At 70.1% G+C, this 12,189-nt stretch carries 15 protein-coding genes and 1 riboswitch; of the genes, 3 read left to right on the top strand and 12 right to left on the bottom strand.

The window, feature by feature from the left end:
- Positions 1 to 233: 233 nt before the first annotated feature.
- The 7 genes from ACK4K7_RS01350 to thiC all read right to left on the bottom strand — a co-directional run bounded on the left by ACK4K7_RS01350 (position 234) and on the right by thiC (position 5,161).
- The gene (locus tag ACK4K7_RS01350; RefSeq protein WP_431863339.1) at positions 234 to 674 is read right to left on the bottom strand and encodes a hypothetical protein; all 441 of its coding nucleotides are present in this window, start codon (positions 672 to 674) and stop codon (positions 234 to 236) included.
- A 128-nt stretch (positions 675 to 802) separates the two neighbouring features.
- Complete coding sequence (locus ACK4K7_RS01345) at positions 803 to 1,300, bottom strand: GNAT family N-acetyltransferase (RefSeq protein ID WP_431863338.1); 498 nt, start codon at positions 1,298 to 1,300, stop codon at positions 803 to 805.
- 40 nt (positions 1,301 to 1,340) lie between these two features.
- Complete coding sequence (arr, locus tag ACK4K7_RS01340) at positions 1,341 to 1,751, bottom strand: NAD(+)--rifampin ADP-ribosyltransferase (RefSeq protein WP_431863337.1); 411 nt, start codon at positions 1,749 to 1,751, stop codon at positions 1,341 to 1,343.
- A gap of 166 nt (positions 1,752 to 1,917) precedes the next feature.
- A complete protein-coding gene (locus ACK4K7_RS01335; RefSeq protein WP_431863336.1) occupies positions 1,918 to 2,295 on the bottom strand; it encodes a hypothetical protein in 378 nt (125 codons plus the stop codon).
- Between the two features lie 3 nt (positions 2,296 to 2,298).
- On the bottom strand, positions 2,299 to 2,739 hold the full coding sequence (locus tag ACK4K7_RS01330; RefSeq protein ID WP_431863335.1) for a hypothetical protein: 441 nt from the start codon (positions 2,737 to 2,739) through the stop codon (positions 2,299 to 2,301).
- Positions 2,740 to 2,811: 72 nt separating this feature from the next.
- The gene (locus ACK4K7_RS01325; RefSeq protein ID WP_431863334.1) at positions 2,812 to 3,222 is read right to left on the bottom strand and encodes a hypothetical protein; all 411 of its coding nucleotides are present in this window, start codon (positions 3,220 to 3,222) and stop codon (positions 2,812 to 2,814) included.
- Positions 3,223 to 3,256: 34 nt separating this feature from the next.
- Complete coding sequence (gene thiC / locus ACK4K7_RS01320; RefSeq protein WP_431863333.1) at positions 3,257 to 5,161, bottom strand: phosphomethylpyrimidine synthase ThiC; 1,905 nt, start codon at positions 5,159 to 5,161, stop codon at positions 3,257 to 3,259.
- A gap of 45 nt (positions 5,162 to 5,206) precedes the next feature.
- Positions 5,207 to 5,295, bottom strand: a riboswitch (TPP riboswitch).
- A gap of 57 nt (positions 5,296 to 5,352) precedes the next feature.
- On the opposite strand from thiC, the gene ACK4K7_RS01315 reads away from it, so the two are divergent.
- Positions 5,353 to 5,661 (top strand): hypothetical protein, encoded by a 309-nt coding sequence (locus tag ACK4K7_RS01315; protein WP_431863332.1) that lies wholly within the window; start codon positions 5,353 to 5,355, stop codon positions 5,659 to 5,661.
- 6 nt (positions 5,662 to 5,667) lie between these two features.
- Here the strand turns inward: ACK4K7_RS01315 and ACK4K7_RS01310 are convergent, their stop codons facing one another.
- Both ACK4K7_RS01310 and dinB read right to left on the bottom strand, forming a co-directional pair.
- On the bottom strand, positions 5,668 to 6,573 hold the full coding sequence (locus tag ACK4K7_RS01310) for an oxygenase MpaB family protein (protein ID WP_431863331.1): 906 nt from the start codon (positions 6,571 to 6,573) through the stop codon (positions 5,668 to 5,670).
- Between the two features lie 71 nt (positions 6,574 to 6,644).
- The gene (gene dinB / locus ACK4K7_RS01305) at positions 6,645 to 7,730 is read right to left on the bottom strand and encodes a DNA polymerase IV (RefSeq protein WP_431863329.1); all 1,086 of its coding nucleotides are present in this window, start codon (positions 7,728 to 7,730) and stop codon (positions 6,645 to 6,647) included.
- An 82-nt stretch (positions 7,731 to 7,812) separates the two neighbouring features.
- Here dinB and ACK4K7_RS01300 point away from each other — a divergent pair, with 82 nt between their 5' ends.
- Both ACK4K7_RS01300 and ACK4K7_RS01295 read left to right on the top strand, forming a co-directional pair.
- Positions 7,813 to 8,601, top strand: coding sequence for a hypothetical protein (locus ACK4K7_RS01300; RefSeq protein WP_431863328.1), 789 nt, complete (start codon positions 7,813 to 7,815; stop codon positions 8,599 to 8,601).
- Positions 8,585 to 9,313 (top strand): metallophosphoesterase family protein, encoded by a 729-nt coding sequence (locus ACK4K7_RS01295; protein ID WP_431863327.1) that lies wholly within the window; start codon positions 8,585 to 8,587, stop codon positions 9,311 to 9,313. The genes ACK4K7_RS01300 and ACK4K7_RS01295 overlap by 17 nt, the downstream gene beginning before the upstream one ends.
- A 338-nt stretch (positions 9,314 to 9,651) precedes the next feature.
- Here ACK4K7_RS01295 and ACK4K7_RS01290 read toward each other — a convergent pair whose 3' ends face one another.
- The 3 genes from ACK4K7_RS01290 to hemC are packed head-to-tail and all read right to left on the bottom strand — an operon-like array spanning position 9,652 to position 12,175.
- Positions 9,652 to 10,578, bottom strand: a complete 927-nt coding sequence (locus ACK4K7_RS01290) for a hypothetical protein (RefSeq protein ID WP_431863326.1) — start codon at positions 10,576 to 10,578, stop codon at positions 9,652 to 9,654.
- Entirely contained in the window at positions 10,575 to 11,267 is a 693-nt protein-coding gene (locus ACK4K7_RS01285; RefSeq protein ID WP_431863325.1) for a uroporphyrinogen-III synthase, read from the bottom strand. The genes ACK4K7_RS01290 and ACK4K7_RS01285 overlap by 4 nt, the downstream gene beginning before the upstream one ends.
- Positions 11,264 to 12,175, bottom strand: coding sequence for a hydroxymethylbilane synthase (hemC, locus tag ACK4K7_RS01280; protein WP_431863324.1), 912 nt, complete (start codon positions 12,173 to 12,175; stop codon positions 11,264 to 11,266). Before hemC ends, ACK4K7_RS01285 begins: the two co-directional genes overlap by 4 nt.
- Positions 12,176 to 12,189 lie beyond the last annotated feature (14 nt).

The following is a 12,189-nucleotide window of genomic DNA, read 5'->3' as shown; positions in this document are numbered from 1 at the left end:
CCGAGGCCCGCATGGCCGCGCCACGGCTGCCCGGAGGGCCGGCGCCGGAAGGCTTCAGTTGGAGCGATTACGATTCGCTTGCTACCACAGCTCAAGGCATTTCCCATTTGTGCTGCCCGTATCCCTTTCAAGATATCGCGTTCGGGAAATGCCCGACGGGGAGTCGAACCCCGGGGGGAGTGTTTCGTCGGCGGGGGCGGGTGTCAAGCGGCGGCCGACGCGGCGCGGAGGCGCTAGGGCTGCGGGGCGGCCTCGCCGGGCCGCCAGAAGGGGAGGCCAAGGCCGCCGTAGCGGTCGACGAAGGCCTCCGCCTCGGCCATTGTCGTGGGCCACGGACCGATCGTGCAGGTGGCGCTGATCACGTTCCTGGTGGGGATCCCCGTTCCGGCGAGGTCGGCGAGGGGGAGCGGCGCCTGTATCTTGCAATAGGGCAGGCCGGCGCGGACCAGCAGGGCGACCACGTTCCAAGCCTTGCGGTCGGCCTTGGGCGGCGCGCGAAAGTCGCTCCCCACCCAATAGCTGTCGCCGCCGCAGCTTGCGCATGGCCGCACCTCGATCGGCCGCGGCGCCGCGCGTCGCATGGCCGGATGCCTCGGCAGCAAAGGCGCGCGCTTCATCACCGTGCGGCAGGCGAGGCAGGCGAATTTGGCGAGCTGCGGCGCGGAGCGGGGCATGGGTCGAGGATTGCGGTCAGGCTGGGAGAGCGCAAGTGGGAAAGCGCGAGGCCGCGCTCCTCCGCGACCGACGGGCAGCCCCGCGTGAGCGTCGCGGACGATCCGGCCGGCTCCGACCGGACCTGCGCCTACGGCCAACGCTCCATCAGGATGGCGCGGCCCCAGCGCGTGTCGCGCGGGGCGGAGGCGATGACGAAGCCGGCTTTTTCGTAGGCGCGGATGGCGCGGCCATTGGCGGGATGGGGATCGGTGCCGATCGCCGGCGTGCCGGCGGCGAACAGGCGGTTGCAGTGGGCGCGGACGAAGGCGCTGCCATGGCCGCGGCCGATCATGTCCGGCTCGCCGATATATTGATCGATCCCACGCGCCCCGGCGGGAAGGTGGGCGAAGGGGTGGTCCGGCCAGTCGTGCGGGCTGTAATCCTGCGCATAAGCGAAGGGGCGCGGCGCCTCGCCGGGCGTCGCATGCGCCACGATCCACATGGCGACGCGCGGATCGGCGAGCGTCTCCTCGGCCGGCTCGTCGTCGGGGGCGCCCCACCATTCGATCACATGCGGCCGCGCGCACCAGCGGCGGAGGAGGGGGAGGTCGGCCGCGGTGACGGGGCGGAAGGTGTAGGCGGACATGGCAAGTTCTTAGCCGCGGGCCACGGCCCCTGACGAGCGGTCAGTCGATGATGTGATCGCGGCCCTCCGCTGCCAGGCGGGAAAGGCCGTCTTTCATGGCCTGGAGCTGCTCGGGCGAGTGGCCCTGCCATTCGGCGACCTCGCCGATGACGCGAAGCGGATCGCGCGAGCGGTAGGATTGGGTCGGATTGCCCGGAAATCTCTTGTCGGTCAGGTTGGGGTCGTCCTCGAATGGGCCGGTCGGCTCGACGATGTAGATTCGCTCCCTGCCCGCGCCCTTCGCCAGCTCGGCGCCCCAGATCGCCGCCTCGAGCGTGGCGGAGAAGTAGATCCAGGAGAGCTTGCGATCCGCGAAATTGGACGTGAAGCCGGGGCGGAGGAGATCGCCCACCGCCACATCGGCGCGGGTGCCGTGATAGAAAGGCGGCTTGGCGTCGGCGGCGTAGGTCATCGAGTGGCCGTCCTTCCCGAATTTACCTGGCACCGGCGGCATCTATCGAGGCGAGGATGAAAGATGGCCGGACAGCGCATCTACACCACGCGCTTCGCGAGCGTCCATCCGCACCATTTCGCCAAGGCGGAGGTGAACAAGAAGCGTGGCGGACCGGCGCCGCCCGTCAGCCGCCAGGGCCGCTCGCGCGGTAGCCCGCGAAGCACAGCGCCACCATGGCAAGGTTCGCCGCGAAATCGAGCAGCATCCATTCGCTGAACACCGGCACGACGAACAGGAACCAGTAGTTGAACCCGAAGAAGGGGAGCAAGGCGATCCCGAAGACGAGGAAGGTCGCGCGGGTGAAGCGGCTGAACGCCGCGAACAGCCCCGCCAGCACGGCCTGCGCGCCGAAACAGCCGATCAGGATCGCGCTCGTCATGCTTTCATGGCGATATTCGGGGCGCAGGCTGAGCTGCTCCACCATGGCGGGGAAGAACAGGCACCATCCCCCCAGGATCAGGAACGGCGCCGCGATCAGGCGCTGCGCGAGAAGCGGGCTCATTCTTCATCCCCTCCGCCGGAGCGAGGGTTGTAGCGGGGCGGAGGTGGGGCGTGAAGGGCGGGGTGGATTGGTTCGCGCGGAGAGGCGGAGGTGGATATCCGTCGCATCGACGGCCCAGTAGGAGCCATCGAGGTAGACAATGACGTCTCCCGGTTCGAAGGGGGCAAGCGCTTCGGCCATGCCTTCCGCCCACTCGGCGATCCGCTCTTCCGAAATGTTGGAGAGGCCCCGCGCGGCGACCTCGCGGCGGCCGAGCACGACCAGCGGAATATCGGTCTCCCGAACCTCCGCGAAGTCGAAGGATTTCAGGCATTGCGAGCAGGAGATCATCCAGCCGCAGCAGCACCACGGGCAGTCGAGCTGGCCCGAGGACATCGCCGGGGCCCCTTCGCAGGCGCAGAAGGAGAGCACATCGTCATTGGCCTTGAAGATGAACCTGGGCACGCGGCGCCCTCCCTACTCTGCCGCGGGAAGACAGATTTCGTCGCCTTTTTCGCCGAACAAGGCGCGGGACCGTCAGTCGTGGCGGGCCTCCTGGAGCTGGTTCAGGCGCTTCAGAAGCCGTTCCTCTTCCCCTTCCGCCAATTCCCCGCTGACCAGCCGGTAGCGCACCCGTCCGGACGAGACTTCCAATACGCCGGTTCTGGGGTCGCGGGGCTCGCCTCGCCGCTCAACGATGTAGAGCGCGAAGCCGGCCTCGAGCACCTTCCAGTCGTTCGGCGCCGGGATGATGGTCGAGCGGGGACACATGAGAGCGCCGGTGCCGGGCGGAAGCTCGGGCGCCGAGAAGGGGCCGGGCCGGCCGGTGCGCTCGATCACGCTCAGGCCGGCGATGCGGGTGGGGACGGTCTTTTCGTCCGCCGCAACCATCGCGTAGCACTCACCCTCGGAGACCGTGACGGATTCGGCCGCCTGGGGCTGCGCCACGGCCAGGAGCATGGGGAGGAGGGGGTGCACGGCCCTACTCCGCCGCCGGGAGGTAGATTTCGCCGCCTTTCTGGCGGAATTTCTCGCTCATCTCGGCCATGCCGGCTTCGGCATCCTGCAAGGGGCCCCCTCCACCATGCTGCGCATGGTCCCCCTCCCCGTGCCGGGGAGGATAAGCGGCGAGGAAGCTGTCGGCCGACTGGTTCTGCTTCGCCGCGAAGTCCCGCACCTCTTGCGTGATCTTCATGCTGCAGAATTTGGGGCCGCACATCGAGCAGAAGTGGGCGGTCTTGGCGCCTTCGGCGGGGAGGGTCTGGTCGTGATATTGTTCGGCCGTGTCGGGGTCGAGGCTGAGGTGGAACTGGTCGCGCCAGCGGAATTCGAACCTCGCGCGTGACAGGGCGTCGTCCCTCAGCTTCGCCGCCGGGTGGCCCTTGGCGAGGTCGGCGGCGTGGGCGGCGAGTTTGTAGGTGACGACGCCGACCTTCACGTCGTAGCGGTCGGGCAGGCCGAGATGCTCCTTCGGCGTCACGTAGCAGAGCATGGCGGTACCGAACCATCCGATCATGGCGGCGCCGATCGCGCTGGTGATGTGGTCGTAGCCGGGGGCGATGTCGGTGGTGAGCGGACCCAATGTGTAGAAGGGGGCTTCGCCGCAGGCTTCGAGCTGCTTGTCCATGTTCGCCTTGATCTTGTGCATCGGCACGTGGCCGGGGCCTTCGATCATCACCTGGACGTCGTGCTTCCAGGCGATCTGCGTGAGTTCGCCCAGGGTGGCGAGCTCGGCGAACTGGGCTTGGTCGTTGGCATCGGCGATGGAGCCGGGGCGGAGGCCATCGCCCAAGGAGAAGGCGATGTCATAGGCCTTCATGATCTCGCAGATTTCCTCGAACCGCTCGTAGAGGAAGCTCTCCCGATGGTGGGCGAGGCACCATTTGGCCATGATCGAGCCGCCGCGGCTGACGATGCCGGTGACGCGGCTCGCCGTCATCGGGATGTAGGGCAGGCGCACGCCGGCGTGGATGGTGAAATAATCGACGCCCTGCTCGGCCTGCTCGATCAAAGTGTCGCGGTAGATTTCCCAGGTGAGGTCCTCGGCGACGCCGCCGACCTTTTCAAGGGCTTGATAAATGGGGACTGTGCCGATCGGCACGGGGGAGTTCCTGAGGATCCATTCGCGGGTGTCGTGGATGTTGCGGCCGGTGGAGAGGTCCATCACCGTGTCGGCGCCCCAGCGGATCGCCCAGACCATCTTGTCGACTTCCTGCGCGACGTCGGAGGCGACGGCGGAATTGCCGATGTTCGCGTTGATCTTCACGAGGAAGTTGCGGCCGATCGCCATCGGCTCGGTCTCGGGATGGTTGATGTTGGCGGGGATGATGGCGCGGCCGCGCGCCACCTCGTCGCGGACGAATTCGGGGGTGACGTAATCGGGGATGGCGGCGCCGAAATCGACTCCATCGCGAATGGCATTCGCGATGGCTTCGCGGCCGAGATTCTCACGGACGGCCACATATTCCATTTCCGGCGTGACGATGCCGCGGCGCGCGTAATGCATCTGCGACACGTTGTGGCCCGGCCGGGCGCGCAGCACCTTCTTGCGGACGTTGGGGAAGGGCTGGACGCCGCCGGAGCGGTCGGGGCCGAGCTGGCCGTTGTCCTCCGGCTTCACCTCGCGCTGGGCGACCTCCTCGACGTCGCCGCGGCCGCGGATCCATTCGCGGCGCAGCTCGGGGAGGCCGGCCATGATGTCGATGCGGGCGTCGGGGTCCGTATAGGGGCCGGAGCAGTCGTAGACGCGCAAGGGCGGCTCGCCGGACGAGGGCTCGAGCACGATCTCGCGCATCGCCACGCCCAGCGGGCCAACATGGATTTTCCGCGAGCCGCGAATGGGGCCGGTGGTAACCTTTAGTTCGGTGCGGGCGGGAATGTCGGCCATGTGTCGCTCTCCATGTTGGGAAGGGAGAACGGATGTGCCGCTTCGCCCTCCCTACGCCGGTGTCAGCCGGATCAGGTTCGACGGGTCGGGGGCTCCTGCCCCCCTCTCAAGCGCGGACCGGCGCTCCCCCGGGGATGGCCCGCTGTAGGGGAAAGCGGAGCCGGACGGAAGCGCGAAGCGTTGGGCCGGCCATGACGATCGTCGAAATCCTGCTCCCGCGGCTGCGCAACGACGGGACGCCGCAGCCGGCGGCTTTGTTCGCCGGGCTGCGGGCGGAGCTGGTCGACCGCTTCGGCGGGCTCACCGCCTTCACCCGCAGCCCGGCCGAGGGCCTGTGGGCGGAAGGCGAAGGCGGGGTGGCGCGGGACGAGATCGTGATCTTCGAAGTGATGGCGGACACGCTCGACCGCGCCTGGTGGGCCGGCCTGCGGGCGCGGCTGGAGAAGCGCTTCGGCCAGGAGGAGATCGTGATCCGCGCCCAGGCGGCCGAGCGGCTCTGAGCCCGGTCAGCGCCACGGCCAGTCGTCGGGAAGGCCGAGGCGGCGGCTGGCCTGGACGGGCGGCGACGAGGGCAGCAGCAGCCGGTCGGCGGCGGCGGCGAGCGCGCGCACCAGCGGCTTCTGCCAGCCGGCGAGGCGATCGCCGCCGAGCCCCAGCCGGTCGGCGAGCGAGCCGGGGAGGAGATCGACCGCGGCGCGCACCAGCAGCGCCTGGGCCGGCCGCGCGGCGCCGGGCAGCGCCTCCACCCGCCGCATGATGGCGAGGAATTCGTGGAGCGTGGCCGACGGCTCGAGCTTCGGCCCCATCCGCGCGAACAAGGCGCGTAGCGCGTCCTGGGAGGCGGGGGCGCCGGTCGCGCCGTAGAGCGCCGCCACCGGCGCGCCTTCGGCATAATAAAGGTCGCGCGCGGCCGCCGGCAGCGGCCCGGCATAAGCGCAAAAGGCCTCCAGGAAGCCCCAGGCGGCGGTCGCCTGCACCCAGTCGAGCAGTTCCGGATCGTCGGCGCGGTAGGCGACGCCCGCGGCGGTCAGGCCGGACACCCGGGCGTGGAGCCGGTTGACGCCGGCGATCATCGCCCGCGCGGCCTCTTCGGGGCCGTAGACGGTGACCATCGCGGCAAGGCCGGTGCGGCGCAGCCGCGCCAGCGGGTCGGCGCGAAAGCCGCTATGGTCCCACACGCCGTGGCGCACCCGCGGCTCGGCCAGCTCCAGCAGCACCGCGGCGACGCCGCCGATGAACAAGGTGACGGGATTGCGGAACACCCGCCAGGAAATGCCGTCGGCCGGCACCAAAGCGGGCGCGCCCGCCGGCGCCGCGAAATCGACGCCGAAATCCTCGGCACGCAGCAGATCGCGCGCCATCGCCTCGATCGGCGACCGGACCAGGCCGGGAAGCGTCAGCGGCTTGCCCATTTCCCGCCTAGACCGACGAACCCGGCAAAGGTTGCGCCGGCCTCGGCTCCGGTGCGTGCTTCATCGCTTTGTCAGATCGGCAGCGGCAATTCGCTGGGCGGGGCGGCCGCGTCGCCGAGGTTGGAGAGGGTGAGGCCGAGCAGGCGGATTCCCATCGGCGGCGGGAGGAGGGCGCGGAGCATGGCGGTGCCGGCGCCGACGAAGGCGTCGGCGTCCGCGACCGGGCGCGGGAAGCTGCGCGCGCGGGTGACGATGCGGAAGTCGCGATATTTGACCTTCAGCGTCACGGTGCGGCCGGCGATGCGCCGCTCCTCGATCTTCTTCCAGACGTGGCGGCCGATGCGGTCGAGCTCCGCCACCAAAGCGGCCTCGTCGCTGAGGTCGGTCATGAACGTGTCCTCGGCGCCGATCGACTTGCGTTCGCGGTCGGGCCGCACCTGGCGGTGGCAGATGCCGCGGGCGAGATCGTGATAATAAGCGCCGGAGCTGCCGAACGCCTGCTGCAGGAAGGCGAGGCTGCAGGCCTTGAGGTCCGCGCCGGTGCGGATGCCGAGCCGCGCCATCTTCTCCGCCGTCTTCGGCCCGACGCCGTGGAAGCGCGCCACCGGCAGCGAGGCGACGAAGGCCGGGCCCTTGGCGGGCGTGATGACGCACAGGCCGTCGGGCTTGTTCTGGTCGCTGGCGAGCTTGGCGAGGAACTTGTTGTAGGACACGCCGGCCGATGCAGTGAGGCCGGTCTCGGCGCGGATGCGGGCGCGGATCTCCTCGGCGATGCGGGTGGCGATCCCGATCCCCTTCAGATCCTCGGTGACGTCGAGATAGGCCTCGTCGAGCGACAGCGGCTCCACCAGCGGCGTATGTTCGAGGAAGATGGCACGGATGCGGGCCGACACTTCCCGGTAGCGATCGAAGCGCGGCGGCACGAAGATGAGGTCCGGGCAGCGCCGCCGGGCGGTGACCGACGGCATGGCGGAACGGACGCCGAAGCGGCGCGCCTCGTAGCTCGCCGCCGCCACCACGCCGCGCGCCGAGGCGCCGCCGACCGCGACCGGCTTGCCCCTCAATTCCGGGAAATCATGCTGCTCCACGCTCGCGAAGAAGGCGTCCATGTCGACATGGATGATCTTGCGGATGGGCGGTGCGGGCACATCGTTCACGCTTTGTGCTTATAACGGCGCTGGCGCGCGCAACCTAGGGGTTTCCGGAACGCTTCTTCATCATCGCCGTTCTCCCCGTTCCATGAGCATTCAACTCGAAACGCTCGACACCTCGGTGTTCGAACCTCCGCCCGAGGCGATCGACTTCTATGTCGAGAGCCTGAAGCTCCTCAAGGCATCGGAGATTCCGTTCCTGCTGTCGGGCACCTACGCTCTGTCCTGCTACACCGGCATCTCGCGGCCGACCAAGGATCTGGACGTGTTCTGCAAGGCGTCCGACGCGCCGCGCATCCTCTCCTTCTTCAAGGACCAGGGCTACGAGATCGCGGTCGAGGACGAGCGCTGGATCGGCAAGGTCTGGCAGGACGACCATTTCTTCGACGTGATCTACAACATCTCCTCCGCCTCGATCCCGGTGACCGACGACTGGTTCCGCGAGGTCTATGAGGTGGAGGTGTACGGCTCGACCGTGCGGATCACGCCGCCGACCGAATTCATCCTCTCCAAGCTCTTCCTCCAGGACCGCTACCGCTATGACGGGGCGGACGTCGCGCATGTCATCCTGAAAAAGCATGCCGAGATCGACTGGCGGCGGCTGCTGATCGCGATGGAGCTCTATTGGGAAGTGCTCCTGATCCACGTGCTCAATTTCCGCTTCATCTACCCGACGAAGCGGGACCTCATCCCGCGCTGGCTGTTCGACGAGCTGATCGAGCGCCTGCGCGCGCAGGCCGAGATGCCGCCGTCCGACATGAACATCTGTCGCGGACGGCTGTTCAGCCCCAGGGACTATGTCACCGACATCGGCGAATGGGGCTTCGCCGACGTGGTCGGCAAGGGAATTGCGGAGCGGCATGAACGAAAATACTGACAGCATCACCGTCGCCGCGATCGGCGACCTCCACGTCACCGAAAATATGGAAACCAGCTTCCGCGACCTGTTCGCCGAGATATCGGGCCAGGCGGACGTGCTCGCCTTGTGCGGGGACCTTACCGATTTCGGCAAGGTGAGCGAGGCCGAGATCCTGGCCGAGGAGCTGCGCGCCTGCACCATCCCCACCGTCGCGGTGCTCGGCAACCACGATTACGAATGCGGCTGCCCGGAGGAGGTGAGCCGCATCCTGCAGCAGGCCGGCGTCCGGATGCTGGGCGAACATGCGGTGGTGGTCGAAGGCGTGGGCTTCGCGGGCGTGAAGGGCTTCATCGGCGGCTTCGGCCGGGGCGAGCTCGGCGCCTTCGGGGAGCAGGCGATCAAGACCTTCGTCGACGAATCGCGCGAAGAGGCGCGGCGGCTGGAAAATGCGCTGCGCACCCTGCGCACCGAGCGGGCGGTGGCGGTGCTCCATTATTCCCCGGTCGAGGACACGGTGGAGGGCGAGCCGCTGCAAATCTATCCGTTCATGGGCTCGTCCCGGCTCGCCAACGCGATCGACCGCTTCGACAATGTGAAGGCGGCGGTCCACGGCCACGCCCATCGCGGCCGCTACCAGGGCAAAACGGCCCGCGGCATCCCCGTCTACAATTGCGCCCGCTTCGTGACCCAGGCCGAACTCGGCCGCCCCTACGCCCTGCTGGAAATCTAAATTCTCCCTGTGGAGCGCAGCTCCATGGGGAGGGGGACCGCGCGTAGTGTGGTGGAGGGGCGACGGGCGCCCGTAAGCTTGCTCCGCTTTTGCCCCTCCACCAGCCTGCGGCTGGTCCCCCTCCCCATCCGCTTCGCGGACAGGGAGGACTAGGGGACGGCTCCCTGCATCGGCCGCTCACCGTCCTCCCTGTGGAGCGAAGCTCCATGGGGAGGGGGACCGCGCGTAGCGCGGTGGAGGGGCAATCGGCGCCTGTAAGCTTGCTCCGCTTTTGCCCCTCCACCAGCCTGCGGCTGGTCCCCCTCCCCATCGCCTTCGGCGCCAGGGAGGACGCTTCCTCAGGTCGCCGGTTCGGCGGGGGAGCCGTTGGGGCCGTCGACGCGCGGCGGGTTGCGGGGGTCGAGCAAAGCGGCGGTCTCGATCGTGTCGAGCGCGCGGCGGGCGGCGACGTAGCGGCGGGCCGCCTCGATCCAGTCGCCGGCATGGTCGCGGCCGGGCATGCGCAGCACTTCGGCGAGCGCCACGTCGACCTGGCCCGCCTCCAGCCGCCGGGTCGCGCGGCGCAGCCGCTCGCCCGGGACGGTGGAGGGCGTGCCCTGGCGGCGGACGGTGACGAGATTGCCGAATTCCGCCCTCAGCGCCGACCACCAGTCCTGGTCGGGCGGCGCGCCGGTCAGCTGCGGCCCGATCTCCTGCAGCCCCTCGTTCAGCTCCTCCAGCGTTACCGGCTGGCGCGCGGCGGCGATGATCGTGCCGACCGCCTGCGGCTGGCTGTCGCCGAAGCGCTGGCGCAGCAGCCCCTCGATATAGCCGAGCGGGACGCCGCGATCGAGCGCGCGGCGGGCGGCGAAGGCGACCAGCAGCCCTTCCGCCCGGTCGGCATTGCCGACGGCGGCGCGGGACTGGGTGTCGATCTCGGCGATCCGCTCCTCCAGCCGGTTGACGCGGCGGGTGACTTCCGGATCGAGCACGAGGCGTTGCGTCTCGCCGGCAGGCGTCGGCGCGGGCGCCGGCTCTTCGGGCAGGATTTCGGGCACCGGTTCGGCGGCCGCTTCCTCGGCCGGCGGCGGGGCGGGCGCGACGCCCAGGAAGCGGGCGCCGCTTTCCCAATTGGCGAGCAGCCAGCCCATCGCCGCGATGCCGAGCAGGAAGGCGAGCGCCGGCAGGACCATCAGCGGCAGCAGCCCGCGCCGCTTCGGCCGCTCCGGGAGGGTGGGCGGCGCCTCGCGGACGCGGCCCTCGACCGGATCATATTCCATCGTCATCCATCCTGTCCCGTCCGCCCTGCGGCGCCACTGTTGCACAGCTTGGCGGCAAGCTCCAGCAAGGCGTCGTCGCGCGGCGCGGCGGCGACGTGCACCGCGCGCCAGCCCGGCCCGGCCGCGTCCGCGGCGGCCGCGCTGATCGCGGCGAGCGAGTTGCGCGCCTTGAAAGGCGCGAGCCGGGCGAGCAGCGCGCCGGCGCGGGGCGAATGGACGAGGACCAGAACCCCCTCCCCCAGCGCGGCAAGCGCCGGCGCCGGCAGCGCCTCGACGGCGTCGGCGGCGTAGGCGATCCGCCGTTCGATCGTCAGCCCGTCATGCGCCAGCGGAATATGGTCGCGGCCGCACAGATGGAGGATGCGGCGGTGGCCGGCGGCGGCGACGATCGGCAGCAGCGCCGCGCCGTCCGACGGACCGCTCCGCACGTCCCTGAAGCCCGCCTCCCGCGCCGCCGCCGCCGTCGCCTCGCCCACCGCGAAGCAGGGAAGGCCGCGCAGCGCCGCCAGCCCCGGCCCGCCATGGCGCACCGCGTTGGCGCTGGTGAGCAGCAGGGCGTCCACTCCTTGCGGCGCCCCCCAGTCGAGCGGGCGGACGGTGAACAGCGGGACCTTGATCGGCGCGAGGCCCAGCGCCTCCGCCCGCGCCGCGCTGGCCGAAGCGCCCGGCTCCGGCCGGAGGATCAGCACCTTCATCCGGCGAACATCGCCCGCAATGCAGGGCTCGCCCGGTCGAGCAGCAGCCGGCCGAGCGCCGCCGGCGCGTCCCCGTCGGCGGGGTCGAAGGCGGTCTCGCCCGCCTCCACCTCGCGCCCGTCCGCGGTCAGGATCTCGGCGCGCAGGGTGACGCGTCCCGCCGTCATGGTGGCGAGCGCGGCGACGGCGGACCGGCAGTCGCCGCCCAGCGCAAGGAGCAGCCGCCGCTCGGCGCGGACGCAGGCATGGGTCTCAGGGTGATCGATCGCGGCGACGAGATCGCGCACCGCCGCGTTGCCGGCCAACACCTCGATCCCGACCGCGCCCTGCGAAGGCGCGGGCAGCATGTCCTCGACCGGCGTCCCGACCTCGCCCCGCCCGATCCGGTCGAGTCCGGCGGCGGCCAGCAGCGACGCCGCGACCTCGCCCTCCGCCACCTTGCGCAGCCGGGTTTCGACATTGCCGCGGATCGGCACGACCTGGAGGTCGGGGCGGCGGCGCAGCAGCTGCGCGGCGCGGCGGGGGGAGGAGGTGCCGACCACCGCCCCCTGGGCGATGGCGGCGATGCTGGGCGCGCCGATCAGCCGGTCGCGCACGTCGGCGCGGGGCAGCATCGCGGCCACGGCCAGGCTGTCCGCCCGGATCGTCTCCACATCCTTCATCGAATGGACCGACAGATCGGTGTCGCCGGCCGCGAGGCAGCGGTCGAGCTCCTTGGTCCACAGCCCCTTGCCGCCGATCTCGGCGAGCGGCCGGTCCTGCACCACGTCGCCGGTGGTGGTGATCGGCACGATCTCGACCCGGTCCTCGTCCCAGCCATGGGCTGAACGCAGCGCGGCCGCCACCATATGTGCCTGGGCGAGCGCCAGCGGCGAGCCGCGGGTTCCGATGCGAAGGGGACGGTTCATGGCGGCGCTTGTGC

Origin of the sequence: Allosphingosinicella sp., from assembly GCF_046295735.1 — a bacterium.
GTDB lineage: Bacteria > Pseudomonadota > Alphaproteobacteria > Sphingomonadales > Sphingomonadaceae > Allosphingosinicella.
This window is presented reverse-complemented; position numbering and strand designations above follow the sequence as displayed.